Below are 26,102 nucleotides of genomic sequence, written 5' to 3'. Positions count from 1 at the left end.
CGGGGGATCAGCTGTCCGGGTCGATGTCGTGTTTGCGGAGGAGATCGCGGAGGTGGGCGACTTGTTCGTGGAGGCGCTCGTTCTCGTCCAGGACGGCATTGAGCTCGCCGAGTAGGGGGTGCCGGCGGCCGTACGTGGTCCAGGTCGCGGAGTCGTCGGCGAGCATGCCGGTGACAGCGGTCTCGACGCGCTCGCGGCGGTCGATCCAGTCCTGCACCTTGCGGCGGACCTGGTCGGGATCGGACGTGAGCTTGGTCAGGATCTGGGCGGCGACACCCTCGCCGTCGCGCAGCAGACCGAGCAGCAGGTGCTCGGTGTCGAGCTGGTCGGCACCTCGGCGCCGGGCCTCGTCCCACGCGGACTCGAAGGTGCTCTTGGCCCGCGGCGTGAACGGGATCGACCCGGCAGTGCCACCGGCGTTCCCACGCCCGACGATCTCCACGATCAGGTTGCGGACCGCCGCGGCCGAGATCCCGCAGCCACCTGGGAAGGAGCGGTTGGGCTTCGAACCGGACAGTGCCTTCGCGGCGATGCCGTGCTCCTCCTCGATCAACGCGACCAGCAGGTGTTCGGTCCCGATGTAGGCGTGGTCGAGCTTGCGCGCTTCCTCCTGGGCCAGGACGACGACCCGCCTGGCCGGATCACTGAATCTCTCGAACATCCGGATTCCTCTCCCCACCAGCTCGTCGCCCCAGTCGGCGACCTCCTCGTCCAGGAGCAACTCGATCCTGAGCTGCTCCTGCAGGTCCTCGGCCATCACCGGCTCCGGCTCGAGCCGGATGCGGATGAACGTGGCGACCTCGTCCGGCGTCGCCTGACCGGTGGCGATCCGGTCCAGCAGGTCGTCCACTTCTTCTACCGGCTCCAGCCGCAACTCGGCCCGGTTGAGCGAGGTGAACTGCAGCACCACCGCAACCGCTATGACCCGGTTCGCGCCGTTGAACGGTCGCTCCCGGACCAACCCCGCGAGCAACACCCCCGTCGCCTCGACCAGCCCGCTGGTACGCCGTACGTCGCTCAGCACCCGATCGACCGCGTCCAGGTCCGTCCGGCGTACGGCGTCCTCCGACTCGCACTGCAGCACACGAGCCGCCACCGCGAGGACGTCGTACCGGCCGAGGTAGCGCATCAGTCGTCTCCGCGAAGCCGGCGCAGCGACTCCTCGTGCCGCGCCAGATTCTCCTCCAGCAGCCGGCTGAACCGCGTGTCCTGCCGCCGCTGATCGACCAGCGCGGTGATCGCCTCCCGCGCGACGTCCGAGACCGACCGGCCCTCCACCGAGGCCACCGTCTGCAGTCGCTCGGCCAAGTCCGGATCGAGCCGCAACAGGATGTTCTTCGTCCCGTCCTTCACCATGGCTATCAAGATATCACGCTATCTAGGGCCGGATAGGGTGACAGCGTGGAGAACCTGCGGACGGATGTCGTGGTGGTGGGGCTGGGCGCGTTCGGGTCGGCCGCGTTGTGGCGGTTGGCGGCGCGCGGGATCAACGTGATCGGGATCGAGCGGCAGGCGATCGGGCATCCGTTCGGGTCGTCGCACGGGAGTACACGGTTGTTCCGGGTCGCGTGCATGGAACATCCGGGGCTGACGCCGATCGCGCGGAAGTCGCTGGCGTTGTGGACCGAGCTGGGCGAGCGGACCGGCGAGACGTACGTCCGCCAGACCGGATCGCTCAACGTCGGCGGACCGAACAGTCGCCCGGTCAAGGGCGCGCGTCAGGCAGCCGCCGAGGCGGGTGCGCCGACGACGGATCTCACGCATGACGAGTTGCACGAGCGATTCCCGCAGTACGAGCTGGCCCCCGGAGACGTGGCTGTCTGGGATCCCGGTGCCGGCATCTGCTACGCCGAGCCGACTGTGCGCGCCCACGTCGCGGAGGCGGAGCGCTTGGGCGCCACGGTCTACCCGAACACGATGGTGACCGCGATCGACCTCGGCCCGACCGAGGTGACCGTGCGGACGCCGACTGTCGACATCACCGCGGACCAGGTCGTCGTCGCCACCGGCGCCTGGCTGAGCAAGCTGGTCCCCGGGGTGCCGCTGTCGCCACGGCGTACGCCGCTGTTCTGGTTCCAGCCGAAGGATCCGGCGTCGGACGCGTTCCGGCTCGGCAACTTCCCGTCGTTCATCTGGGAGTTCGGGGACGGGCGCGGCCTGTGGGGACACGGCTCCGACGAGGACTTCCTGGTGAAGGTCGGGCTGGACGGTGCCGAGCGGGACCGCGGCGTCGATCCCGACGAGCTCGATCGCTACATCCACCCACGCAAGGACATCACCGAGCTGTCGCACGCGATCAGCCGTGCGTTCCCGGACCTCGATCCCGAGCCGGTGAAGCTGATGCCTTGCATGGTGACGGACTCACCGGACGGCCAGTTCCTCGTCGGCCGGTACGACGAACGCCTGGTGATCGCCGGCGGCGACAGCGGCCACGGCTTCAAGCACTGCGCCGGAATCGGCGAACTCCTGGCCCAACTCACCACAAAGGAGACGCCGTACACCGACGTCTCCTTTGTGGACCCGCTGAGGTTCTAAGCCGTGCGCACCAGCTCGGGGCGGGCGATGACTGGGCGGGGGGCCGGGGCCAGGGTGAGGAGGTCCAGGCCGGCTACGCCGTAGCGGAGGAGGACCAGGCGGGCTACCTCGGCGCTGACGCCCAGGGGGCGCGAGACGGCCACGGCGCCGGCGCGGCGGGCGGTCGACTCGGCACGGTCGGGCAGGACGCCGGGGGCCAGGAACAGCGAGCCGACGGCGACGTGCCGGCGGCCCTCCAGCCGCCACTGCAGGACAGCCTCGGCCGGCGACGGGGTCGCCGCGCAGGTGAAGGCCGCGGTCACCGGCAGCTTGTGCCGCTGACCCCACAGCCGCGCCAGCCGGGTCACGCTCGCGTTCGCCTGCGAGTCGCTCGAACCGGCGCAGGCCAGCACCAGCGCGTCCAGCTCCCGCACCCGGCCGCCCTTCAGCTCCGCCCGCATCCGGCGATCGAGGACGTCGAGCAGCGACTCGTCGTACCCGAGGACGTCGGAGGCGATGATCCGCAGCGCAGGGAACCGGGTCCGCGCCTCGTCGAGGACGGCCGGGATGTCGACCCGGGCGTGGAACGCCGACGAGAGCAGCAACGGCAGGATGACGACCTCCTCCACGCCCTCGGCGGCGAGCTTGCCGAGCTTCTGGTACGGCGTGGGCGGGCAGTGGTCGAGGAAGGAGGCTTCGATCCGCAGGTCGCTCCGCAGCTCGCGCAGGCACTTCACCAGCGAGTGGACGGTGGCGGCCGAACGCGGATCGCGGCTGCCGTGGGCGAGGACTACGAGAGCTGGAGCAGTCATAGCAGTTCCCCTTCTTCGTCGTCGATCATGCCGGCCGCGAGTGTCCACCCGTCGTGGGCGTCGATCAGCAGGAACGATCCAGTGATGGCGTTGCTGGAGTACGGATCGGCGGCCAGCGGTGCGGCGACCTTGAGCTGCACCTTGCCGATGTCGTTGAGGTCGAGCCCGGTGGCGTCGATGACTCCGAGCGTGTCGAGGTCCAGCGCCCCGGTGATCTTGGTGACGATCGCCTGGGCGGTGGTCGTGGTGTGCTTGATCAGCAGCCGGGCGCCCACGGTCAGCGGACGGTCCGACAGCCAGCACACGGTGGCGGCGAGTTCCCGGCGGGTGCCGGGCGAGTCGTCGGCCGCGACGATCACCGAGCCGCGGGCGACGTCGATGTCGTCGGCGAGCCGGACGGTGACGGCCTCGCCGGCGACCGCGGACGGCCGTTCGGCGACCGCGGTCGACGTGGCGGTGACGACCGGCCGGTCGATGCCGGCGATCGACGTACGGCGGCCGGCCGGCAGCACGATCACCGGGTCACCGACGGATACGGTGCCGGAGGCAACGGTCCCGGAGTAGCCGCGGTAGTCGCGGTACTCCTCGGTCTGCGGCCGGAGCACGTACTGGACCGGGAACCGTAGCGGCTCGCGGGAGGTGTCGGTCCGCCCGTTGGCGTTCTCGAGCACCTCGAGCAGCGTCGGTCCGTCGTACCAGTCCGTCTGGTCCGACCGCTCGACCACGTTGTCCCCGACCAGGGCGGAGACCGGGATGGCCTGGAGGTCGGTGATCTCGAGCTGGTCGGCGAGCTCCGCGACGTCCTTTACGATCCCCTTGAAGACGGCCTCGTCGTAGCCGACCAGGTCGATCTTGTTGACCGCGAGTACGACGTGTGGCACCCGGAGCAGACCGGCCACGGCCAGGTGCCGCCGGGTCTGCTCGAGGACGCCGTGCCGCGCGTCGACCAGGATGATCACCACGTCCGCGGTGGACGCGCCGGTCACGGTGTTACGCGTGTACTGCACGTGCCCGGGGCAGTCGGCCAGGATGAACGAGCGCTTGTCGGTGGCGAAGTACCGGTAGGCGACGTCGATCGTGATGCCCTGCTCGCGTTCGGCGCGCAGGCCGTCGGTGAGGAGGGCGAAGTCGAAGTCACCACCACGGGCTTCGGACACCGTCTTCACGTGCGCGATCTGGTCGGCCAGGATCGCCTTGCAGTCGTGCAGCAGCCGCCCGACCAGGGTGGACTTGCCGTCGTCGACCGATCCGGCGGTGGCCAGCCGCAGCAGTTGCCGCTGGGCGAGCTGCTCTACAGCTGTGCTCGATCCTCGGCTCATCAGAAGTAGCCTTCCCGCTTGCGGTCTTCCATCGCGGCTTCGCTGACCCGGTCGTCGGCCCGGGTGGCGCCGCGCTCGGTCAGTTCGCTGGCCGCGACCTCGACGACCACCTCGGCCGCGGACGAGGCGGTCGAGGCGACCGCGCCGGTGCAGGACATGTCGCCGACGGTCCGGTAGCGGACCACCCGGCGTTCCACGACCTCACCGTCACGGGGCTGCGAGTAGGGGCCGACGGCAAGCAACATGCCGTCGCGCTCGAACACATCCCGCTCGTGGGCGTAGTAGATGCTCGGCAGGTCGATGCCCTCGCGCTCGATGTAGTTCCACACGTCGAGCTCGGTCCAGTTGGACAGCGGGAACACCCGCACGTGCTCACCGGGCCGGTGCTTGCCGTTGTACAGCGACCACAGCTCCGGCCGCTGGTTGCGCGGGTCCCACTGACCGAACTCGTCGCGCAGGCTGAAGATCCGCTCCTTCGCCCGGGCCCGCTCCTCGTCCCGGCGCCCGCCGCCGAACACCGCGTCGAACCGGTGCCCGTTGATGGCGTCGAGCAACGGAACCGTCTGCAGCGGGTTCCGGGTGCCGTCGGAGCGCTCGCGGAGCCGGCCGTCGGCGATGTAGTCCTCGACACTGGCCACCTCGAGCCGCAGACCCAATGCGCCTACGGTCGCGTCGCGGTAGTCCAGCACCTCCTGGAAGTTGTGCCCGGTGTCTACGTGCAGCAGGGCGAACGGAACCCCGGCCGGCGCGAACGCCTTCCGCGCCAGGTGCAGCATCACGATCGAGTCTTTACCGCCGGAGAACAGGATCACCGGACGCTCGAACTCCGCCGCCACCTCACGGAACACGAAGATGGATTCGCTCTCGAGGGCATCCAGCTCTGTGACGACTGGTGTTTCCACGATGGCGGTCATGGGGCCTCCCGGCCTGGACTGAGGAGTGGAGGGAGCGAAGCGACTGGAGCGACGAGGGAAGGCCGGGAGTCAAGGCCCCATGACCACGCCGGCGCCGAAGGCCCGGCCAAAAGTGCGGTCATGTGTGGAGCCCGCATTCGACCTTGCCCTGGCCGGCCCAGCGGCCGCTGCGCGGGTCTTCACCGGGGGCGACGCGCTGGGTGCACGGTTCGCAGCCGATGGACGGGTAGCCGTCGTACTGGAGCAGGTTGACCAGTACGCCGTTGTCCGCGATGTAGGTGTCCAGGTCCTCCTGGGTCCACGGCGCGATCGGGTTCAGCTTCACCATGTCGCGCTTGGCGTCGTACTCGATGACCGGGGTGTTGGCCCGGGTCGGCGCCTCCTCGCGGCGGATGCCGGTGACCCAGGCCTTGTAGCCGGACAGGTACCGGTTGAGTGGCTCGACCTTGCGGAGCGCGCAGCACTTGTCGGGCTCACGCTCGTACAGCTTCTCGCCGTACTCCGCGTTCTGCTCTTCGACCGTCTGCTTCGGGAGGGCGTTGACCAGGTTGATCGGCAGCGTCGCAGCCACCGCGTCCCGGGTGCCGATCGTCTCGGCGAAGTGGTAACCCGTGTCGAGGAACAGGACGTCGACACCGGGGGCCGCCTCGGCCGCGAGGTGGGGGAGTGCCCCGTCTGCCATCGAGGCGGTCACCACCAGTTCGTCACCGAAGGTCTCCCGCGCCCACGCCAGCAGTTCCTGCGCCGAGGCGTCGGCTAGTCGTTCGTTGGCCTCCTCGGCCAGCGTCTTCAGATCCGTACTCATTCCACCGTCACCCGCAACCCGATCATCTTCAGCTGGAACACCCGTGCACACGGCCGGCACTCCCACGCGCCATGGCCTTCCTCAGACGGACGAAGGTCCTCGTCCCCGCAGTACGGGCAGTAGAGAGGTGCCGCACGCTCACTCATCGACGTCCTCGCTTCGTTCCGGGCGCCGACGAGGCACAAGTCACGCTCCACTTGTTGGTGAACTCACTTCGTTCGTTCACTGCAAAGCCTCCTCGTCAGCTCGGGTGACCCACTGGGCGAAGCGCTCGCCCTCGTTGCGCTCCTTCAGGTAGTTCTGGGTGACGCGCTCCACGTAGTCGGTGAGCCCGTCGGCGGTGACCTTGTGGCCGCGCAGCTTCCGGCCGAAGCCGGCGTCCAGCCCGAGGCCGCCGCCCAGGTGGACCTGGTAGCCCGGCACCTGCTTGCCCTCGGCATCCATCACCAGCTGGCCCTTGAGGCCGATGTCGGCGGTCTGGATCCGGGCGCAGGAGTTCGGGCAGCCGTTCACGTTCACGGTGATCGGTACGTCGAGCTCCGGGATCCGCATCTCCAGCTCGTCGATCAGCTGGGCCGCCTTCGCCTTGGTCTCGACGATCGCCAGCTTGCAGAACTCGATCCCGGTGCAGGCCATCGTGTTCCGCCGCCAGGCTGACGGCCGGGCCTGGAACCCGAGCGCGTCGAGGCCGGCGATCAGCGATTCGACCTGCGCCTCCTCGACATCGAGCACGAGCAGCTTCTGCTGCGCGGTGGTCCGGATCCGGTTCGACCCGTGCGCCGCGACCACGTCCGCGACCTCGGCGAGCTTCGTCCCCGACACCCGTCCGACCACCGGCGCGACGCCGACGAAGTACTTGCCGTCCTTCTGCTTGTGCACGCCGACGTGATCGCCCTGGACGGCGGGGATCTCGGGCGCCGGGCCGTCGATCAGCTTCCGCTTGAGGTACTTCTCCTCCAGCACCTCACGGAACGTCTCGACACCCCAGTCCGCGACGAGGAACTTCAGCCGGGCCCGGGTCCGCAGCCGCCGGTAGCCGTAGTCACGGAAGATGCTGGTGACACCCCACCAGGCCTCGTGCACTTCCTCCAACGGGATCCAGGTGCCGAGCCGCTGCGCGAGCATCGGGTTCGTCGACAGGCCGCCGCCGACCCACAGGTCGAAGCCGGGCCCGTGCACGGGGTGCACGACCCCGACGAACGCGATGTCGTTGACCTCGGGTACGACGTCGTGCGACGGGTGCCCGGTAAGCGCGGTCTTGAACTTCCGCGGCAGGTTGGAGAACTCGTTCGAGCCGATGTACTTCTCGACGATGTCGTCGATGGCCGGCGTCGGGTCGATGATCTCGTCCGCGGCGATCCCGGCGACCGGGCTGGCGATCACGACGCGCGGCACGTCACCGCAGGCCTCGGTGGTGTAGAGCCCGACGGCCTCCAGCTTCTGCCAGATCGCCGGGACGTCCTCGATCCGGATCCAGTGCAACTGGATGTTCTGCCGGTCGGTGATGTCGGCGGTGTCGCGTGCGTACGCGGTGGAGACCTCCGCGATCACCCGCAGCTGCTCGGTGCTGAGCTGGCCGCCCTCGACCCGGACCCGCAGCATGAAGTAGCGGTCGTCCAGCTCCTCCGGCTCCAGCGTCGCGGTCTTGCCACCGTCGATCCCGGGCTTGCGCTGGGTGTACAGACCCCACCAGCGGAACCGGCCGCGCAGGTCGGCCGGGTCGATCGAGTCGAAGCCGCGGTGCGCGTAGATGTTCTCGATCCGGGCCCGGACGTTCAGGCCGTCGTCGTTCTTCTTGTTCTCCTCGTTCTTGTTCAGCGGCTCGCGGTAGCCGAGCGCCCACTGGCCTTCGCCCTTGCCCTTGCGTGGCCGGGCAGGCTTGCGGGTGGCAGGAGCAGACGTGACGCCAGTCATCCGGAGGGTGTCCTTGTCCTCGTGACAGGTGCTCACCGAGGGCGGTGGGATCGAAGCGTCGTCGATTCGATGCGTTCCGCGCGGTGCGCACCCAGCGGTGATCGGGGGTGATCAGGGGCCTCGTCGGGCCCGGCGGGGTGGCTGTCAGAACATCGAAGGACAACAGATGGCGCTGCGCATCCGCCCGAGGTCGACATGAATGCGACCTACGAGGTGAGTGGAGCGGGCAGCGAGCATGCTCATAAGCGTCAGGTCCAACGCCTGACAAATCAACTCCCAATCTCACATCATGAGCGCCAGTCTCACGATGCGGCTATGTCTAGCAGTCTGGTGGTGATTGTTTCGCGCTCCGCGGGTGTTCCACAAGATCTCTTGCACAAGAGCTCTTGTGGAATCTACGGTGCCTCCCATGAGCCCCGCGAACCGGCGCCCGGCCGACCCCTCGGTGATCGCCGCAATCCACCATCCGCTGCGCCGCCGGCTGATCGACCTGCTCGGGGTCGACGGTCCCGCCACCGCCTCGCAGCTGGCTGAACGCACCGGTGAACTGGTCGGCAACATCAGCCATCACCTGAAGGTCCTGGCTTCGGCCGGAGTCATCGAGGAGGCGCCCGAGCTGGCCAAGAACCGCCGGGAGCGCTGGTGGCGCAGCGCCCGTGCGTCGTGGACGTGGTCGGTCGCCGACGCAGCGGGTGAGCCCGCCGGCGAGCTGGTCGCAACGGTCGCCGAGGAGGGGAATATCACGTACCACGCGGACAAGGTCAGGCACTGGCTGGACATGCGCCACGAGTACGGCGAGGACTGGTTGCGGGCCGCGTTCGCGACGGAGAGCTGGCTGACCCTGACTCCGGAGCGCCTGACCGAGTTGTCCGAGCGGATCGGGGAGCTGATCCAGGAGTACTACGAGGACCCGTCGACCGAGGAGTCCGCGGTGCCGGTCTACGTGTTTGCCCACGGTGTCCCAGCTCGGCCATGAGCGGTGTCGCGGCGTCTGAGGCGACCGACATCCCGCCGCTGCGCCGGGATCGACGGGTGCACGCCTGGATCCTGTCGGGAGCGATCTCGGAGGCCGGAGATGTGGCCTGGGTCGCGTGTGCGCTGCTGGGGACGACGTTCGCCGCGCTGATGGTGTGGTCCGCCTCCCGCCTCCGCGGCTGAGCTCTGTACTCCGGTGGTGGCGTGCGCTACCTTGCGTCCAAACAATAGGAAACTTTCCTAACGATTGGCGAGAGGGAGACAATCGTGAGGTCCTTGCGTCGGGTCGGATCGATGGTCGTGGCCGCGGGTCTGGTGGTGGGTCCGGTGAGTGGTGTGGGTGCGGTGAGCACTGCCGCAGCTGGGTCCGGCGGTGTGGTGCGGGTGAACCAGCTCGGGTACGGCGCCTTCGACGGTAAGGCGGCGTACGTGATGACGCGGGACGCCGCGACGGGTGCTCGGTATCAGGTGGTCGACCGGTACGGGCATCGCGTGCTGAGCGGGCGGGTCGGCGGTGACGTGGGGGAGTGGAACGCGACGTACCAGCACGTCTATCAGCTCGATCTGTCGGCGCTGAAGGTGCCGGGGGAGTATCGGATCGAGGTGCCCGGCGTTGCGTCGTCGGCGTTCGAGATCCTGGCCGATGCGAATCGGCTGCTGACCGGAGCCAAGGACAAGGCCGTCACGTTCTTCACGGAGCAGCGGGACGGGGCGAACGTCGTCCCCGGGGCGCTCGGGCGGCAGCCGGCGCACCTCAACGACCGGGCCGCGCAGGTGTACGACACGCCGGTGTTCGTCGACCCGGACAGTGATCAGACCGTCGGTGAGCTACGCCGGATCGGTGGTCCGGTGGATGTCGAGGGTGGCTGGTACGACGCGGGGGATTACCTGAAGTTCACCCACATCGCGGCGTACTCGGAGTCGTTGCTGTGGGCATCGGCCCGGGACGCGCGCCGGCCGGATCAGCAGGTGCTGGCGGAGGCTCGGCACGGGCTGGACTGGCTGGACAAGATGTGGAACTCACGGACGAAGACGCTCTACATCCAGGTGGGTGTCGGCACCGGCAACGTCGAGGAGACGTTCGTCGGCGACCACGACGTGTGGCGGTTGCCCGAGGTCGACGATCACCTGACCGACCCGTCCGAACGCTTCCTGCGGAACCGGCCGGTCTTCCGGGCGGCCGCGCCCGGCAAGCCGATCAGCCCCAACCTGGCCGGTCGGACGGCGGCGGCCTTCGCGCTCGCCGCCCAGGTCGAGAAGGATCCGGCGACCGCCCGGCGGCACCTCGACACGGCCGCGCAGATCTACGCGCAGGCGCAGACCAAGAACGTCGGGCAGCTGGTCACGTCGTTGCCGTTCGCCTTCTATCCGGAGACGGCCTGGCGTGACGATCTCGAGCTCGGCGCGACCGAACTCGCCCTCGCCGCGCGCCGGCTGGGCGATCCGCGGGCCGGAGCCTGGCTGAAGCAGGCCGGCTACTGGGCCACGCAGTACATCGAGCACGAGGCGGGCGGCGACACGCTCAATCTGTACGACGTGAGCGCACTGGCGCATGCGGATCTGATCAAGGCTGCTCGGTCGGACCGGCCGTTGGTTCGCCGGCTGGTCGGGGATCTTCAGGCACAGTTGCAGATCGGCGTGGACCGGGCGTCGGCGGATCCGTTCCGGGCGGGGGCGCAGTACGACAACTTCGACGCCGTACCGCATGCGTTCGGCCTGGCCGCGACCGCGCAGCTGTACCGGAAGGTGACCGGTGACCGGCGGTACGACGACTTCGGCAACCAGCAACTCGCCTGGAACTTCGGCGCGAACGCATGGGGTGTGTCGTTCATGGTCGGCGTCGGGCAGAACGCCGAGCGCTGTCCGCATCACCAGATCGCGAACATCCTCGGCCGCGAGCTCACCGGCGCGGTCGTCAACGGGCCGAACTCCGAGGAGCTCTTCGAAGAGGGCCTCGGCGACCACCTCGACGGCATGAACCCCTGTCCCGCCGACGGTGTCGACCGGTACGCCGAGTTCACCGGCCACGGATCCCGGTACGTCGACGACGTCCGCTCCTGGCAAGCCTCCGAACCCGCCGACGACTTCGCCGCGATCGCCGTGTACGCCCTCACTCGCTAAACTCACCCGGTGCTTCAGCCCGACCGGGAGAACGTCCGCGCTGGTCGCCGAGCGACTGCGGTTTCGATCGCGGCGGAGGTGCGGTCGGGGGTCCGGACTGCTCTCGAGGTCGTCGAAGAGGCGCTCGATACCGCCGAGCGCCTCGACCCGGTCTTGCATTTCCTCGAGGAGTTGGATGGTGCCGGTGCACGGGCCGCCGCCGAGCGGTTGGAGCCGGCTGGTCTGCTTGCCGGGGTGCCGTTCCTGATCAAGGGGCGGACGCCGCCGGGCTCGCCGATCGTCGAGCGGCTGCTCGCGGCCGGTGCGATCGCGATCGGTCGGTCGACTCGGGCTCGACCGGGGGCGATCTCGCAGACCTTCGGGTGGAACGGGCGGGATTACACCCGCAATCCTTGGGATTTGTCGCGGTCGCCCGGTGGATCGACGGCTGGTGGAGCCGCGGCTGTTGCGGCAGGCGTCGTGCCGCTGGCGAGTGGTGGAGACAGTGGAGGGTCGTTGCGGATCCCGGCCGCGTTCTGTGGGGTGGTCGGGTTCAAGGGCACGTACGGGCGCATCCCGCGGCCGGGTGGTCGGCCTCTTGGCGGACTCACCACGGCGGGCTTCATCGGGGCCGACCTCGATGACGTGATCCTGGCGACGAGCATCGCCAGCGGTCCCCACCGGCTGGATCCGACGGCGCTCCCGCATTGGCCCGTCCCGTCCGTCGCGAGCTGGCCCGGTGGAGCCGGCGGGGCCGGAGAGTGCGGCGAGGCCGGTGGAGGCGGCGGCGGGGTGCGGGTTGCTTATCGGTCCACCCTTGGCATTGAGCCGGCTGACCCGGCGGTTGACCGGGTGATCCGGGAGCGACTGGCTCGGGCTGACGTCGTGGTGGTCGACGTACCGCTCGAGTTGCTGCCTACCGAGGATGCGTGGTCGGTGCTGTCGGGGCTGGATGCCGGACGGGGCGCTGAGGCGGCCGCGGCGAATCGGGCGCGGGAGGTGCGGGATCACAACAACACCGCGCTCGCGGACCTGTTCGCGGCGGTGGACGCGCTCGTCACCCCGACCACGCTGACTGTTGCCCATGGCTACGATCAGCACGAGGAGAGCATCGTCACCGGCGATCCGTGCTGGGCCTTCAATGTGACTGGGCATCCCGCGGTGAGCGTGCCGGCGGGTCTGGCGGACGGACTGCCGGTGGGTGTTCAGGTTGTCGCGCCGCACGGTGCGGACGACGTTGCCTTGGCGGTGGCACGGCGGATCCAGGTTGCCCTGCCGCGGCCAGAGCTCATCCGTCAGTCCGTGGGCGCTCCGCGCGCCAGTTCTTGATCATCTGGTCGAGGTCGGTCTTGATGAAGGCGAAGAAGTCGGCGGCATCGGTGAGCCGCCGGCCGACGGGGGAGTCGGCGCCGAAGAGGGCGACGCCGGCCCGGCTGCTGGACTCCCACTCGCCGAGGGCGTCATTGCGGCGTTCCAGGATCGCGGCGAAGACATCGTCGCGGATCCGGTAGTGATCCTTGCGTGAACCGGGCAACCGCTCGCGCGAGATGAACGACACCTGGAGCAGCTGACGGACCGCGCCGGAGACGGCAGGCTGGCTGATCTTGAGCGACTCGGCCAGCTCGGCCGCGGTCATCGTGCCGGTCGGGCTGACCAGCATCCGGCCCATCACCCGGGCGGACATCGTCGGGACGCCGCTGTTCGCCAGCACTCCGGCGAAGCGCTCGACGAACTGGCTGATCTCTTCCGGACTGGGCTCCCGACTCATGGTTGAAGAGTACAGTAATCTGATGTATCGCAACTATCACAAACTCCTGATAATTCGACGTTCATGACTCCGACCATGTGGGTCTCGGCAGCAATCGCGGTCGCCGGCGCGGTGCCGGCCGCCGTACTGATGCCGCAACGGAAAACGCCCGCTCCCACAAGCGTGGGAGCGGGCGCGGTGGAACTCAGCTGAGCTCGAGGCCCGGGTACAGCGGGTGCTTGTCGAGCATCTCGGCCGAGGCCGCCCTGGTCTTGTCCGCGACGCCGTCGGCGAGCACGTACTTCGCCTTGGAGGGCGCACCGGCGGACGTCGTCGTCGGCGTGGTCGAGGAGAGGACGTCGACGATGAGCTCGGCGACCCGGTCGAACTCGTCGGCACCGAAGCCGCGGGTGGTCAGCGCCGGCGTGCCGATCCGGACGCCCGAGGTGTACCAGGCGCCGTTCGGGTCACGCGGTACCGCGTTCCGGTTGGTCACGATGCCGGCGTCGAGCAGCGCCGACTCGGCCTGCCGGCCGGTGATGCCGTACGACGAGACGTCGAGCAGGACCAGGTGGTTCTCCGTACCGTCCGTCACGAGCTTCACGCCGCGCTTCATCAGGCCCTCGGCCAGCGTGACCGCGTTGTCCGCGATCGCCTGCGCGTACTCACGGAACGACGGCTGCCGGGCTTCTGCGAGCGCGACCGCCTTGGCGGCCATCGTCTGGCTGAGCGGACCGCCCAGCACCATGGGGCAACCACGGTCGACGGAGTCGGCGTACTCGGGCTGGCAGAGCACCATGCCACCGCGCGGGCCGCGGAGCGACTTGTGCGTGGTGGTCGTGGTGACGTGCGCGTGCGGGATCGGGTCGAAGTCGCCGGTGAACACCTTGCCCGCGACCAGGCCGGCGAAGTGGGCCATGTCGACCATCAGCGTCGCACCGACCTCGTCGGCGATCTCGCGCATCTTCGCGAAGTCCACCTTGCGCGGGTACGCCGAGTAGCCGGCGATCAGGATCAGCGGCTTGAACTCCCGCGCCTTGCGCGCGACCTCGTCGTAGTCGAGCAGCCCGGTCTCCGGGTCGGTGCCGTAGGAGTGCTGGTTGAACATCTTGCCGGAGATGTTCGGCCGGAAGCCGTGGGTCAGGTGACCGCCGGCGTCCAGCGACATGCCGAGCATCTTCTGGTCGCCGAGCGCCTTGCGGAGCTTGGTCCAGTCCTCGTCGGACAGGTCGTTGACGTGCTTCGCTCCCGCCTCGGCCAGCGCCGGGGACTCGATCCGCTGGGCCAGGATCGCCCAGAAGGCGACCAGGTTCGCGTCGATGCCGGAATGCGGCTGGACGTAGGCGTGCGGCGCGCCGAACAGAGCCGTCGCGTGGTCGGCCGCGGTCTGCTCGACGGTGTCGACGTTCTGGCAGCCGGCGTAGAAACGGTGCCCGATGGTGCCCTCGGCGTACTTGTCCGAGAGCCAGTTGCCCATCGTCAGCAAGGTGGCGGGGGAGGCGTAGTTCTCGCTCGCGATCAGCTTCAGCGAGGACCGCTGGTCGGCCAGTTCGGCCTTGATCGCGCCGGCGATGGTCGGTTCCACCGCGCCGATCACCTCGAGCGCGTTGCGATACGCGGCCGATGCGGCGGCGGCATCGAAGGGTTGAGTCATCGTTGTCTCTCCTGCGGTTGCAGTGGGTCGAAGGCACCCAGGCGCACGGTGCCGACGGTTTTCGCTCCCCGGTGGTTCTCCACCTCAGCGCGCCAGTCGCGACGCGGTCACCCTATCGCGCGCTCGATGATCAGCGGGAACTGTGTCGTCCGCGGGAGCGTCCCGAACACACCGCCCCATTCGTTGGCCAGCCGCGACGCGACGAACGCGTCCGCGACCTCGGGCGTCGAGTGCCGGACCAGCAGTGACGCCTGCAGGCACAGGGCCATCCGCGCAGCCAGCCGCCGGGCTCCGGCTTCGGCGTCCGCGGCGTCAGCAAGCGCTTGCAGTACGTCGTTCACCGCGGCGTCCAACCGCTCGTCCGCACCCCGCGCTGCGCCAACCTCCAGCAGCCACGCCTCCAGCGACTCCGGCTTCCGCAGCGCCCGCAGCACATCCAGCGCGTTCACGTTGCCGGAGCCCTCCCAGATCGAGTTCAACGGCGACTCCCGGAACAGCAAAGGCAGCCCGGACTCCTCCACGAACCCGTTCCCACCCAGACACTCCAACGCCTCAGCCACCATGAACGGAGTCCGCTTACAAACCCAGAACTTCGCGAGCGGCAGCGCAATCCGCCGGAATGCTGCAGCTTGTTCATCACCGTTCAGGGAGGCGTCGACAGCAGCAGCAAGACGCATCCCCAGCGCGGTCGCCGCCTCACTCTCGAGCGCCAGGTCCGCGAGGACGTTCTGCATCACCGGCTTGTCGGCGAGCAACCCACCGAACGCCGAGCGGTGGCGGGTGTGCCAGAGGGCTTCGACCAGGGCGCGTCTTTGGAGAGCCGCAGAGCCCAGGACGCAGTCGAGTCTGGTTGCGGCGACCATCTCGATGATGGTTCGGACGCCGGCGCCCTCGTCGCCCAGGCGGTAGCCGATGGTGTTGTGGAACTCGACCTCGCTGGACGCGTTCGAGCGGTTCCCGAGCTTGTCCTTCAGTCGCTGCAGCGCGAACGTGTTCCGGTTGCCATCGGCAAGCACCCGCGGCACGACGAAGCAACTCAGCCCGTCCGGCGCCTGCGCGAGTACCAGGAAGACGTCGACCTGCGGCGCCGAGCAGAACCACTTGTGCCCGTTCAGCTGGTACTCACCGTCGTCCCCGGCCGGCGTCGCGGTGGTCAGGTTCGCCCGGACGTCCGAGCCACCCTGCTTCTCGGTCATCCCCATCCCCGCGAGGACCCCGGATTTCTCCGCGGCCGGCAACCGGCGTACGTCGTACGACGTCGAGGCGAGCTGCGGGATCCACGCCTTCGCCAGCCGCTCGTCCGCCCTGAGCGCGGGGACCGCGGCGTACGTCATCGAGATCGGGCAAACATGCCCCGGCTCGACCTGGGACCAGACGTAGAACCCGGCGGCCCGGGTCAGGTGCGGCGACGGCGATTCGCTCGTCCACGGCGCGGCCTGCAGCCCGAACCCAACCGCGCGCTCCATCAGCCAGTGCCAGGACGGGTGGAACTCGACCTCGTCGATCCGGTTCCCGTAGCGATCGTGGGTGCGCAGGACCGGTGGGTGCTGGTTGGCCGGGAGAGCCTGCGCGAGGGCCTCTTCGGAGCCCGCGACCGCGCCGATCCGGGCCAGACCGGCATCGTCGGCGAGAGCGGCGTACGGGCGCAGAGCGTCACCGAGCGCCGTGTCGCGCGTGAAGAAGTTCACCCCTTGCAGTGGGGGAGCCTGGTTCGTTACCGCGAATGGGTCCGCCATGTCAGTACGGTAAGCGGTATGGCACGTTCAGGGGCAGGACCCAGGGGTGGGAGCTCCCTCTCATTGGCATGGGTCCGCAAGATCCCCGCGACGATCTGGAAGCTGCTCACCCAGACCGTCGGTGTCTGCCTGCGCTACCGGGTCACCGGACTCGCGGCCGAGGGGGCGTTCTTCGCGATCCTCTCGCTGCCGCCACTGATCTTCGGGCTGGCCGGAAGTCTCGGTTACATCGCCAGCCGGTACTTCGAGGTCGAGACGATCGACGACATCAAGCAGCAGATCGCCCAGCTGGCGGCCCGGGCGCTGACGGACGACTCGGTCCAGAGCGTGATCGTGCCGACCCTGAACCAGGTCCTGAACGGCGGCCGGCCGGACGTCATCTCGATCGGTTTCGTGCTCGCGCTGTGGTCCGGCAGCCGCGCGCTGAACGTGTTCGTCGACACCATCACGATCATGTACGGGATGGGCGGCAAGCGCGGCATCGTCCGGACCCGGGCGCTGTCCTTCAGCCTGTACTGCGCGGCCCTCGTCATCGGTGTGATCGTGCTGCCGCTGGTGCTGGCCGGCCCGGACGCGGTCGACGCACTGCTCCCGCACCGGCTCGACTTCCTGAACCAGCTGTACTGGCCCGTCGTGACGATCCTGTCCGCGGGCTTCTTGAACACCCTGTACCACCTGTCGGTGCCGGTGCGGACTCCGTGGGTGTCAGATCTGCCGGGGTCGTTCCTGGCGCTGTCGATCTGGATCCTCGGCAGCTTCGTGCTCCGCTGGATCCTGCAGAGCACAGTCGGCGGTACGTCGATCTACGGTCCGCTGGCCGCGCCCATCGCCGTACTGATGTGGTTGTACATGACGGCGATCGCCGTACTGATCGGTGCGGCGCTGAACGCGGTGGTCGACCGGCTGTGGCCGCACAAGGTGCGCGTGGCGGAGGTCAAGGCGGCGGCCGAGGACGAGGTCGAGCCGGTCATGAAGGCCGAGCCGGAGCGGCACCACGAGCACACACTGACCCCGGTGGAGCAGGACGAGCGGCCGGAGGCCGAGGCGGCCCGCAAGATCGAGGCGCTCGGGCCCGACCCCGCGAAGATCATCGGCGCTTCGCCGGACCGCAAGGCCGAACCCGGCACGGAGCGGAAGCCCACCCCGGAATCCCGCCCCGAGCGGAAGCCTGCCTCGGGCTCCGGCCCGGAGCGGAAGCCCGCCTCGGTCGGAAAATCCGGTGCGCAGAGCGACGGCGACGACCTACGCTGACGGCATCGCGACAAGCGGTCCTCGATCAGGACCGCCGGACTGGAAGGGAGGCACCCGCCGTGAGCTACCAACGGGCCTACCGGGCCGCTGTCTCCCACACCGTCCGTCCGCTGAGCTGATCTCGCGGCCGGACCCTCTGAAAGGTTCGCCGCATGTCAGCAACACTCCAGGCACTCGGGCTCGACGGCTCCACGGCTGAGTACCTGCAGTCCGTTCCGGATGACCTCGTCCCGGGACGCGTCGCCCGGGTCGACAAGGGCCTGGCGACGGTACTCACCGAGGACGGACCGGTCCGCACGTCCTGGTCCGGTGCGCTGCTCGCCGCGATGGCGAGTGACCCGCAGGCCGGCCCGTGTACCGGGGATTGGGTCGTACTGCGGTTCTGGCCGGACGACCGGATCACACTGGAATCCGTCGCACCACGCCGTACGGCGATCGTCCGCGCGGAGGTCGGCGGGTCGTCACGAGGCCAGGTACTCGCGGCCAACGTCGACGTGATCGCGATCGTCGTGGGTCTGGTGCCCGAGCCGAACATCGGCCGGATCGAACGCTTCCTCGCGCTGGCGTGGGAGAGCGGTGCGCGTCCTGTCGTCGTACTGACCAAGTCCGACCTCGTCGGGGACGCCGAGGCCATTGCCGAGGATGTGGCGGTCGCTGCGCCGGGTGCCGACGTACTGGTGTGCAGTGCGACGACCGGCTTCGGGATGGACTCTGTGCGGTCACTGCTGGATGACAACGCGACTATGGCTCTGCTGGGGTCGAGTGGCGCCGGTAAGTCGTCGCTGGTGAACGCCCTGGCCGGTGTGGAGCTGCTGGACGTGCAGGACATCCGTGAGGACGGCAAGGGCCGCCATACGTCGGTGCGCCGCGAGCTGATCGCCCTCCCGCAGGGTGGGGTCGTCATCGACACGCCTGGGCTGCGGGGGGTCGGTCTACAGGAGTCAGGGGAGGGCCTGGCGGCCGCGTTCCCGGACGTCACGGCACTGGCCGAGCAGTGCAAGTTCAAGGACTGCGTGCACGTCACCGAGCCCGGGTGCGCGGTCCAGGCTGCGCTGGAGGACGGCTCGCTGCCGTACCGGCGGTATGAGAGCTGGGTGAAGCTGCAGCGCGAGGCGGCGTACATGGCTCGGCGTACTGACGCGCGGCTCCGGTCCGAGATGAAGAAGGAGTGGGTGCGCGCGAGCAAGTCCTACCGCCGCGACTTCAAGCCTCGCCAGTGATCGACTCGGCGGTGATGAAAGGATCGGGGCCATGGATCGCGCAGTGTTGGTCACGGGAGCTTCCAGGGGAATCGGTGCGGCTACCGCTCGGGCGTTCGCCGCAGCCGGTGACCGGGTAGCCGTCCACTACAGCTCCTCGCCTGATGCTGCGACCTTGGTGTTGAAGGACCTGCCTGGTTCGGGGCACGTCATGGTGCAGGCTGACCTGGCTGATCCCGCAGCCATCCAGACGATGGTCGATGACGCGGCGAGCGCTCTCGGCGGGATCGACGTACTGGTGAACAACGCCGGCGTCTACCACCCACACCGCATCCGCGAGACGACGTACGCCGAATGGCAGCAGGCCTGGACGGACACGCTGGCCGTGAACCTGGTCGGCCCGTCGAACGTCACGTGGTGCGCCGTGCGGCACATGGGACGCGGCGGCCGCATCGTCAACGTCTCCTCCCGTGGCGCGTTCCGCGGTGAGCCCAACCAGCCGGCGTACGGCGCCTCCAAGGCCGCGATCGTCTCCTTCACCCAGTCCCTGGCACGTGCGCTGGGGCCAGAGGGAATCGCCGTCACCGCGATCGCTCCCGGATGGACCGTCACCGACATGGCGGCCATGCATCTCAATGGCGCCGGCTACGACCGCCGCCGCATGGAAAGCCCGCTCGAACGCGTCGCCGACCCCTCCGAGGTCGCGGCCGCGATCCTTTACCTGTCCTCCCCGGAGGCCGAGTTCGCCACCGGCACTGTCCTCGACTTCAACGGCGGCTCCCAGCTCCGGATGTAAGTCAGTCGGCAGACCGGACGGACTCCTCGGCGCTGGGTACGATCGAAACGTGACAGCCTCCGGTCGTGGGACGGCGGCGCCACCGCAGGTGCTGCAGCTCTGCACGTCGGCCGACGGTGTGCGGATCGCTTATGCGCGGCACGGTTCGGGTCCGCCGCTGGTGATCGCGACCTGCTGGCTGAGCCACCTGCAGCACGACTGGCACAGCCCCGTCTGGCGGCACTTCTTGGACGATCTCGGCCAGATCGCGACCGTGGTCCGGTATGACGAGCGCGGGTACGGGCTGTCCGACCGGGACGTCGATGATTTCCGGCTGGAGACGCGGGTCGCCGATCTCGAGGCGGTCGTCGACCATGCCGGACTCGACAGGTTCGCCCTGATGGCCATGGCACAGGGCGGTCCGCCCTCGATCGTTTACGCGGTGCGCCACCCCGAGCGGGTATCCCGGTTGCTGTTCTACGGCAGCTACGCGGCGGCGTTCCGCGATCCGACACCTGAGGACCTCGAGCTCAACGAGACGTTCGAACGGCTGATCAAGGTCGGTTGGGCCCGGCCCGAGTCGGAGTTCCGGCGGGTGTTCACGTCGCTGATGATCCCCGGCGCCACCGAGGAGCAGATGCGCTGGCTGGATGAGCTGCAGCGCGTGTCGGTCTCGGCGCAGACCGCCTACGCGGCCCGCCGGGAACGCCATCGCGACGACGCGATCGAACTGCTGCCGCAACTCGACGTCCCGACTCTGGTGCTGCATTCGCGGGGGGACCGGATGAACGGCTTCGAGGAGGGCCGGCACCTCGCCTCGACGATCGCGGGTGCGAGGCTGGTGGTGCTGGAGAGTTCGAATCACATTGTGCTCGGCGACGAGCCGGCCTGGCAGGTCTTCGTCGACGAGGTAGCGGCATTCCTGGCGCCGGACCGCCGGCCGAGGCCACGGGCAGTCGGTCCCGCTGCGACGTCGCTCCTGTCGCCGCGAGAGTGCGACGTACTCCGCCTCGCCGCAGAAGGACAGGACAACGAGGAGATCGCCCGATCCCTCAGCCTGAGCATCCGCACGGTCGAGCGGCACCTGCACAACACGTACGCGAAGCTCGGTGTCCAGGGAAAGTCGGCCCGCGCCGCGGCGGTCGCCAGGCTGATGACGCCCACCTGACGAGTACGCGTAGACCGCCACCATCTGGTGGATGAGCACCTGAAGTTGCGCGCACGCACCGATGCGGGCGACGACGCCGCTTCCCTACGGTCGGCTCATGACCATCACCGAGAGACCCATCCGCAACGGCGTCGACACCGCGGCCCTGTTCGGCACGCTCGACGCCGTGAAGGGCGACACCGAGATCGCGAAGTTCCGCTTCCAGGCCACCAACACCTGGCTGAGCGGTACTCACAACCGATCGGTGATCCACGGATTCCACGGCGCCAAGCAGGAGCTGATGCACCGGGAGCCGTTTACGTTCGACGCGGACCACCCGCCCGTTCTGGTCGGATCCGACAACGGCCCGACGCCGGTCGAGTACCTCCTGCACGCGCTGGCCGCCTGCCTCACCGCGGGCATCGCCAACATCGCGGCAGCCCGCGGGGTGAACCTGACCGAGGTGTCCTCGACTGTCGTGGGCGACATCGACCTGCTCGGCATCCTCGGGTTGTCCGATGAGGTCCGCAACGGCTACCAGCAAGTCCGGGTGAGCTTCACGCTGCGGGGCGACGACCCGGACAAACTGCGCTCCGTCGTCGAGCAGTCCCGCCTGCGGTCAGCCGTGTTCGACGTCGTCACCAACGGCGTGCCGGTGTCCATCGACGTCGACGTCGGCTGACGTCACGTCATGTCCACTCCACCTGGAGACGACGTGAGCATCGAACTCGAGTACGACGTCGTGGTCGTCGGCGCCCGCGCGGCGGGTGCCGCCACGGCCTTCCTGCTGGCCCGGCACGGCTTACGGGTCCTGCTGGTCGATCGCAGCCGGTACGGCGCCGACACCCTGTCGACCCACGCCCTGATGCGCGGAGCCGTGCTGCAGTTGACCCGGTGGGGATTGCTCGACGAGATCATCGCCGCGGGCACACCGGCGGTGCGGCGTACGACTTTCCGGTATGCGGACGACCTGGTGCCGCTCATCCTCAAGGAGTCGTACGGCGTGGAGGCGCTGTACGCGCCGAGGCGCACGGTTCTGGACCCGCTCCTGGTCGACGCAGCCGCGGCGGCCGGCGCCGAGGTGCGGTTCGGCATCGCCGTGACCGGCGTCGAGCGGGACCGTCACGGCACCGTCACCGGCATCACCGGCCGGGCCCGTGACGGTGCGACGCTGCGGGCGGCAGCACGCATCGTCGTGGGAGCCGACGGCATCAGGTCGACGGTCGCCGACGCCGTCGACGCGCCGTACGAGCGCGTCGGGAAGTCGGTCGCCGCCCTCACGTACGGCTACTGGACCGCGCTCGAGACCGACGGCTACGAGTGGAACTTCAGGCCGGACGCGGCCTCTGGCGTCGTCCCGACCAACGACGGCCAGGCGTGTGTGTTCGCCAGCGCGTCACCCGGCCGGATCGGCCGGGGTGGACTGGAACCGCTCACCAGCATCGTCGCCGAGTCGTCGGGCGACCTCACAGCCCGGCTCGCCGCCTCCGCACCTCCGCTCGCACTGCGGACCTTCACCGGCAGGCCCGGTTACCTGCGCCGGGCATGGGGCAACGGCTGGGCCCTGGTCGGCGATGCCGGCTACTTCAAGGACCCGCTGGGCGCGCACGGCCTGACGGACGCGCTACGGGACGCCGAGCTCCTGGCCCGCGCGATTGTGGCCGTCGTCCGTGACGGTGCGCCCGAACGCGACGCGTTGTCCGCCTACCAGGCGACCCGCGACACACTCTCGACGGCCCTCTTCGACGTGACGGACGTGATCGCCGGCCACCGCTGGACCGACGCCGAGATCCCCAACCTGCTCCTCCAGCTCAACGCGGCAATGGCAGACGAACTAGAAGCCCTGGCCGCACTCCCGCCCCTCCCGACCCCCGCCCACACCCCCTGCTAAAACCACAACCAAGCCCGCGCCGCGGCGAGCAACCCCAGCCGGGAGCTGTGCAGACACGGCAACCCCAGCCGGAACCGTTGACGCGGCGAGCAACCCCAGCCGGGAGCTGTGCAGCCACAGGCAACCCCAGCCGGAACCGTTGACGCGGCGGGCAACCCTGGCCAGGAGCTGTGCAGACACGGGCAACCCCAGCCGGAACCGTTGACGCGGCGAGCAACCCCAGTCCGAACCGTCGACGCGGCGCCCAGCCCCAGCCGGAACCGTGTCAGCGGCGAGCAACCCCAACAGCCGAGCGAAGCGAAGGCGCAAAGGGGGTGCGGGTGGCGGAGCCCCCGCTCGCGGCAAGCGAAGCGCAGCCGCACAAACGACGAAGGCGAGATGGTCCGCGCGTTCCGCGGACACACCTCGCCCCTCGCCTTCGTGGACGATACTGGGATCGAACCAGTGACCTCTTCCGTGTCAGGGAAGCGCGCTACCGCTGCGCCAATCGTCCAAACTCTTCAAGGGTTCTCGAGGTGGAGACGGGATTCGAACCCGTGTACACGGCTTTGCAGGCCGTTGCCTCGCCTCTCGGCCACTCCACCAGTGAGAAAGCTGGCCTGCCGAACCCTCTCCGAGCGGACGACCGGGTTCGAACCGGCGACCTCAACCTTGGCAAGGTTGCGCTCTACCAACTGAGCTACGTCCGCATCGCTCCGGCGTTTCCGCTCGGTGCGAGAGCAGAACAGTAGCGCACTTTTCGCCCATCCAAAAACCGGATTCCAGGGTGTCGCGATGCGGACGCTCCGAGCGTGAATCTCACCTCATCCGTCCCAACAGCCTCACTTGTCTGTCTACTCGCCACGCCGTTCAGGCCTTCAACGATGCGACGTCGACGTCGCGGAGATAGTCGGGGTCGCCGCGGAGTTCGATCGCGGTGATGCGGCCGTCGGCGACGGTGAAGGAGAAGACGACCTGCGGCTCGCCGCGATACGACCACACCAGCCCGGCGAGCCCGTCCACCAACGCCAGCCTGGCTGCCTGCGCGCGTCCGGAGAAGGTCTCCGCGACCGCCGCCGCGCCCGACACCATCGCCGAATTGCCCAGTGCCACGACGGCCGCGTCGGCACGCAGTACGACGTCTGGGTCGAGCACCTCGAGCAGCGCCGCGAAGTCCCCACCGCGAGACGCTGCGAGGAACGCGCTGACGATCTCCTTCTGCCGGATCGCGTCGGGTCCGGCCGGTTCCGGCGTACCTTGCACTCTCCGTCGCGCCCGGCTTGCGAGCTGCCGCGCGGCGGCCGGTGACTTGCCCAGGATCGGCGCGATGTCGTCGTACGGCACCGCGAACATGTCATGCAGCACGAACGCGAGTCGCTCGGCCGGCGTCAGCGTCTGCAGTACCACGAGCAGCGCGAGACCGACCGAATCCGCCTGTACTGCTTCGAGTTCGGGATCGGGTACGGCGTCGTCCGCGAGCGCGGGGGAGTGATCGCCGACCGGGCGCTCGGGCCGCCCGCGGCGCGTCCGCAGCATGTCGAGGCAGATCCGGCCGACCACCGTGGTCAACCACCCACCGAGGTTGTCGATCGAGCCGGCTTCGGACCGGCTGAGCCGGATCCACGTCTCCTGCACCGCGTCCTCGGCCTCGGGCGCGGAGCCTAGGATCCGGTAGGCGACGCCGTGCAGGCGTTCCCGGTTCTCCTCGAACCGGGCCACCAGCCAGTCGTCCTGACCCATCCCGACCACATCCTTCGTACTGTCACACTTCCCGGCCCGGCGCCGTCATCCGATTGACGGACCACCCGCACCACATGTGACACGAGATCCCGAGGAGCGCCACCATGACGGACCCGGCCCGCCCATTGTCGGTACGCAAGCAGGACACTCTCCGCCTGCTGGAGAACGACGTCGACGCCTGGGTCGCCACGGCTTCCCCGGACGGTACGCCGTACCTGATGCCGTTGTCCTTCCTCTGGAACGGCGAGTCTCTCCTCCTCTCGACCGCGGCCGGCAACCCCACTGCCCGCAACCTCCAGAAGAACCCCACGCTCCTCCTGACTCTCGGCCACACCCGAGACGTCGTCCACATCACCGCCACCACCGAAACGCTGCGTTCCGGCGACCTCACCGACCTTGAGGGCGACGCCTTCGCCGAGAAGGCCGGTTTCGATCCGCGTCCGCTCGCGAACTACCTGTACTTCCGCGCCACCCCCGCCAAGATCCAGGCCTGGCGCGAAGTCAACGAACTCAAGGACCGCGTCCTGATGGAATCCGGCGCCTGGCTCATTTGACCTTGAGTGCGCTCTAGGAGGCAGCCTGGCTCCATGCGATACAGGACTCTTGGCAACGGCCGGACTGTCAGCGCACTGTGCCTGGGGGCGATGAACTTCGGCAGTTCGACGCCTCCTGAGACCGCGAGCTCGATCCTCGACCGCTTCGTCGCGGCCGGCGGGACCTTCATTGACACCTCGAACAACTACAACCAGTGGACCGGGCACGGCGGCGAGAGTGAAGAGTTCCTCGGCCGTTGGATGAAGTCCCGGGGCAATCGGGATCAGTTGACGATCGCAACCAAGTGCGGCGCCCGGACGACCAAGCCCGGCGACCCCGGCGACGCGCACTGGGAAGGCCTCAGTTCGACAGTCGTCGAGTCCGCGGCGAAGGGGAGCCTGGATCGGCTTGGCACCGACCGCATCGACCTCTACTACGCTCACATCGACGACCGCACCACCCCGCTGGACGAGACCGTGGCTGTCTTCGGCGGTTTGGTAGCCGACGGCACCGTAGGTCAGGTCGGTTGCAGCAACCACGCCGCCTGGCGCCTGGATCGAGCCCGCGGGCTGGCCGCCGCTCAAGGGGTAGCGCCGTACTCCGTCATCCAGCAGCACTACACCTATCTCTGGCCCAATCCGCCTTCCCTGCAAGGCGTAAGCCGCCACGGCACCCCGCACTTCCAGCACGCCGGCATCGAACACTTCGACTACCTGGCCGAGCACCCGGACGTCACCCTGGTCGCCTACCAATCCCTCCTGACCGGCTCCTACACCAACCCCACCCGGCCCTTCTCAGCGCAGCGCGGCTACGCCCATCCCACGGCCTACACCCGCAACGAAGCCCTACGCCAGGTAGCTCAAGACCTCAACGCCACCCCGAACCAAGTCATCCTCGCCTGGCTCCTCCACAAGAACGTCGTCCCGCTGTTCGGCCCTTCCTCCGTCGCTCAACTGGACGAGGCACTGGAGGCCCTCGACCTCCAGCTCGACGCCGACGTCATGGACCGCCTCGACAACGCCTAAACAGGTCGACGGTTCGCGGAGCCCTGACACAGCGCGCACCATGGATGACCTCGGTCGCGTGAGCCTCCGCG

At 68.8% G+C, this 26,102-nt stretch carries 25 protein-coding genes, 3 tRNA genes and 1 riboswitch; of the genes, 13 read left to right on the top strand and 15 right to left on the bottom strand.

Annotation, left to right across the window (positions count from 1 at the left end; genetic code table 11):
* Positions 1-7: 7 nt before the first annotated feature.
* Together ACZ3HV_RS34555 and ACZ3HV_RS34550 are read right to left on the bottom strand one after the other, a co-directional pair.
* Positions 8-1,129, bottom strand: coding sequence for a Clp protease N-terminal domain-containing protein (locus tag ACZ3HV_RS34555; RefSeq protein ID WP_465690621.1), 1,122 nt, complete (start codon positions 1,127-1,129; stop codon positions 8-10).
* Positions 1,129-1,356 carry a ribbon-helix-helix protein, CopG family gene (locus tag ACZ3HV_RS34550; protein ID WP_360377706.1) on the bottom strand — a complete coding sequence of 76 codons (228 nt, stop codon included), beginning with the start codon at positions 1,354-1,356 and terminating at the stop codon, positions 1,129-1,131. The genes ACZ3HV_RS34555 and ACZ3HV_RS34550 overlap by 1 nt, the downstream gene beginning before the upstream one ends.
* Before the next feature lie 45 nt (positions 1,357-1,401).
* On the opposite strand from ACZ3HV_RS34550, the gene solA reads away from it, so the two are divergent.
* Positions 1,402-2,535, top strand: a complete 1,134-nt coding sequence (gene solA / locus ACZ3HV_RS34545) for an N-methyl-L-tryptophan oxidase (protein ID WP_465690619.1) — start codon at positions 1,402-1,404, stop codon at positions 2,533-2,535.
* Here the strand turns inward: solA and ACZ3HV_RS34540 are convergent.
* The 6 genes from ACZ3HV_RS34540 to ACZ3HV_RS34515 form a co-directional block, all read right to left on the bottom strand.
* On the bottom strand, positions 2,532-3,326 hold the full coding sequence (locus ACZ3HV_RS34540; protein WP_360377711.1) for a sirohydrochlorin chelatase: 795 nt from the start codon (positions 3,324-3,326) through the stop codon (positions 2,532-2,534). The genes solA and ACZ3HV_RS34540 overlap by 4 nt on opposite strands.
* Positions 3,323-4,645 (bottom strand): sulfate adenylyltransferase subunit 1, encoded by a 1,323-nt coding sequence (locus ACZ3HV_RS34535; RefSeq protein ID WP_465690617.1) that lies wholly within the window; start codon positions 4,643-4,645, stop codon positions 3,323-3,325. The genes ACZ3HV_RS34540 and ACZ3HV_RS34535 overlap by 4 nt, the downstream gene beginning before the upstream one ends.
* A complete protein-coding gene (gene cysD / locus ACZ3HV_RS34530) occupies positions 4,645-5,559 on the bottom strand; it encodes a sulfate adenylyltransferase subunit CysD (RefSeq protein WP_465690616.1) in 915 nt (304 codons plus the stop codon). The genes ACZ3HV_RS34535 and cysD overlap by 1 nt, the downstream gene beginning before the upstream one ends.
* Before the next feature lie 118 nt (positions 5,560-5,677).
* Positions 5,678-6,364 (bottom strand): phosphoadenylyl-sulfate reductase, encoded by a 687-nt coding sequence (locus ACZ3HV_RS34525; protein WP_360377719.1) that lies wholly within the window; start codon positions 6,362-6,364, stop codon positions 5,678-5,680.
* Positions 6,361-6,510: a hypothetical protein gene (locus tag ACZ3HV_RS34520; RefSeq protein WP_166665480.1), complete on the bottom strand. Its 150-nt coding sequence runs from the start codon at positions 6,508-6,510 to the stop codon at positions 6,361-6,363. Before ACZ3HV_RS34520 ends, ACZ3HV_RS34525 begins: the two co-directional genes overlap by 4 nt.
* A gap of 76 nt (positions 6,511-6,586) precedes the next feature.
* Positions 6,587-8,278, bottom strand: a complete 1,692-nt coding sequence (locus ACZ3HV_RS34515) for a nitrite/sulfite reductase (protein WP_465690613.1) — start codon at positions 8,276-8,278, stop codon at positions 6,587-6,589.
* A gap of 409 nt (positions 8,279-8,687) precedes the next feature.
* Here ACZ3HV_RS34515 and ACZ3HV_RS34510 point away from each other — a divergent pair, with 409 nt between their 5' ends.
* From ACZ3HV_RS34510 to ACZ3HV_RS34495, 4 genes are all read left to right on the top strand, one after another.
* Positions 8,688-9,254 carry an ArsR/SmtB family transcription factor gene (locus tag ACZ3HV_RS34510; RefSeq protein WP_465690611.1) on the top strand — a complete coding sequence of 189 codons (567 nt, stop codon included), beginning with the start codon at positions 8,688-8,690 and terminating at the stop codon, positions 9,252-9,254.
* On the top strand, positions 9,251-9,436 hold the full coding sequence (locus ACZ3HV_RS34505; RefSeq protein ID WP_465690609.1) for a hypothetical protein: 186 nt from the start codon (positions 9,251-9,253) through the stop codon (positions 9,434-9,436). Before ACZ3HV_RS34510 ends, ACZ3HV_RS34505 begins: the two co-directional genes overlap by 4 nt.
* 84 nt (positions 9,437-9,520) lie before the next feature.
* Positions 9,521-11,374, top strand: coding sequence for a glycoside hydrolase family 9 protein (locus tag ACZ3HV_RS34500; RefSeq protein WP_465690607.1), 1,854 nt, complete (start codon positions 9,521-9,523; stop codon positions 11,372-11,374).
* 9 nt (positions 11,375-11,383) lie between these two features.
* Positions 11,384-12,682, top strand: a complete 1,299-nt coding sequence (locus ACZ3HV_RS34495; protein ID WP_465690605.1) for an amidase family protein — start codon at positions 11,384-11,386, stop codon at positions 12,680-12,682.
* Here the strand turns inward: ACZ3HV_RS34495 and ACZ3HV_RS34490 are convergent.
* From ACZ3HV_RS34490 to ACZ3HV_RS34480, 3 genes are all read right to left on the bottom strand, one after another.
* Positions 12,642-13,121, bottom strand: a complete 480-nt coding sequence (locus tag ACZ3HV_RS34490) for a GbsR/MarR family transcriptional regulator (protein WP_465690603.1) — start codon at positions 13,119-13,121, stop codon at positions 12,642-12,644. The genes ACZ3HV_RS34495 and ACZ3HV_RS34490 overlap by 41 nt on opposite strands.
* Positions 13,122-13,305: 184 nt before the next feature.
* Entirely contained in the window at positions 13,306-14,754 is a 1,449-nt protein-coding gene (locus tag ACZ3HV_RS34485; protein WP_465690600.1) for a glycine hydroxymethyltransferase, read from the bottom strand.
* 28 nt (positions 14,755-14,782) lie between these two features.
* Positions 14,783-14,864: riboswitch (ZMP/ZTP riboswitch) on the bottom strand.
* On the bottom strand, positions 14,862-16,490 hold the full coding sequence (locus ACZ3HV_RS34480; RefSeq protein ID WP_465690598.1) for an acyl-CoA dehydrogenase family protein: 1,629 nt from the start codon (positions 16,488-16,490) through the stop codon (positions 14,862-14,864). Its footprint overlaps the riboswitch before it by 3 nt.
* Before the next feature lie 63 nt (positions 16,491-16,553).
* Between ACZ3HV_RS34480 and ACZ3HV_RS34475 the strand changes: the two genes are divergently transcribed.
* The 6 genes from ACZ3HV_RS34475 (at position 16,554) to ACZ3HV_RS34450 (ending at position 22,753) form a co-directional block, all read left to right on the top strand.
* Positions 16,554-17,741 carry a YihY/virulence factor BrkB family protein gene (locus ACZ3HV_RS34475; RefSeq protein WP_465690596.1) on the top strand — a complete coding sequence of 396 codons (1,188 nt, stop codon included), beginning with the start codon at positions 16,554-16,556 and terminating at the stop codon, positions 17,739-17,741.
* A gap of 152 nt (positions 17,742-17,893) precedes the next feature.
* Entirely contained in the window at positions 17,894-18,961 is a 1,068-nt protein-coding gene (gene rsgA / locus ACZ3HV_RS34470) for a ribosome small subunit-dependent GTPase A (RefSeq protein WP_465690594.1), read from the top strand.
* A gap of 31 nt (positions 18,962-18,992) precedes the next feature.
* Positions 18,993-19,736 carry an SDR family NAD(P)-dependent oxidoreductase gene (locus ACZ3HV_RS34465; RefSeq protein ID WP_465690592.1) on the top strand — a complete coding sequence of 248 codons (744 nt, stop codon included), beginning with the start codon at positions 18,993-18,995 and terminating at the stop codon, positions 19,734-19,736.
* Positions 19,737-19,785: 49 nt separating this feature from the next.
* On the top strand, positions 19,786-20,883 hold the full coding sequence (locus ACZ3HV_RS34460; protein ID WP_465690590.1) for an alpha/beta fold hydrolase: 1,098 nt from the start codon (positions 19,786-19,788) through the stop codon (positions 20,881-20,883).
* A gap of 97 nt (positions 20,884-20,980) precedes the next feature.
* Positions 20,981-21,544 carry an OsmC family protein gene (locus ACZ3HV_RS34455; RefSeq protein ID WP_465690588.1) on the top strand — a complete coding sequence of 188 codons (564 nt, stop codon included), beginning with the start codon at positions 20,981-20,983 and terminating at the stop codon, positions 21,542-21,544.
* 33 nt (positions 21,545-21,577) lie between these two features.
* A complete protein-coding gene (locus ACZ3HV_RS34450; protein ID WP_465690586.1) occupies positions 21,578-22,753 on the top strand; it encodes an NAD(P)/FAD-dependent oxidoreductase in 1,176 nt (391 codons plus the stop codon).
* A gap of 421 nt (positions 22,754-23,174) precedes the next feature.
* Here ACZ3HV_RS34450 and ACZ3HV_RS34445 read toward each other — a convergent pair.
* The 4 genes from ACZ3HV_RS34445 to ACZ3HV_RS34430 all read right to left on the bottom strand — a co-directional run bounded on the left by ACZ3HV_RS34445 (position 23,175) and on the right by ACZ3HV_RS34430 (position 24,472).
* A tRNA-Val gene (locus tag ACZ3HV_RS34445) sits at positions 23,175-23,246 on the bottom strand.
* Between the two features lie 20 nt (positions 23,247-23,266).
* Positions 23,267-23,337, bottom strand: a tRNA-Cys gene (locus ACZ3HV_RS34440).
* Positions 23,338-23,369: 32 nt separating this feature from the next.
* Positions 23,370-23,442, bottom strand: a tRNA-Gly gene (locus ACZ3HV_RS34435).
* A 160-nt stretch (positions 23,443-23,602) separates the two neighbouring features.
* Entirely contained in the window at positions 23,603-24,472 is an 870-nt protein-coding gene (locus ACZ3HV_RS34430) for a sigma-70 family RNA polymerase sigma factor (RefSeq protein ID WP_465690584.1), read from the bottom strand.
* A 104-nt stretch (positions 24,473-24,576) separates the two neighbouring features.
* Here ACZ3HV_RS34430 and ACZ3HV_RS34425 point away from each other — a divergent pair, with 104 nt between their 5' ends.
* Together ACZ3HV_RS34425 and ACZ3HV_RS34420 are read left to right on the top strand one after the other, a co-directional pair.
* Entirely contained in the window at positions 24,577-25,026 is a 450-nt protein-coding gene (locus ACZ3HV_RS34425) for a pyridoxamine 5'-phosphate oxidase family protein (RefSeq protein WP_465690582.1), read from the top strand.
* A gap of 33 nt (positions 25,027-25,059) precedes the next feature.
* Positions 25,060-26,031, top strand: coding sequence for an aldo/keto reductase (locus ACZ3HV_RS34420; protein WP_465690580.1), 972 nt, complete (start codon positions 25,060-25,062; stop codon positions 26,029-26,031).
* Positions 26,032-26,102 lie beyond the last annotated feature (71 nt).

The sequence above is a fragment of the Kribbella sp. NPDC020701 genome, assembly GCF_055562215.1.
This window is presented reverse-complemented; position numbering and strand designations above follow the sequence as displayed.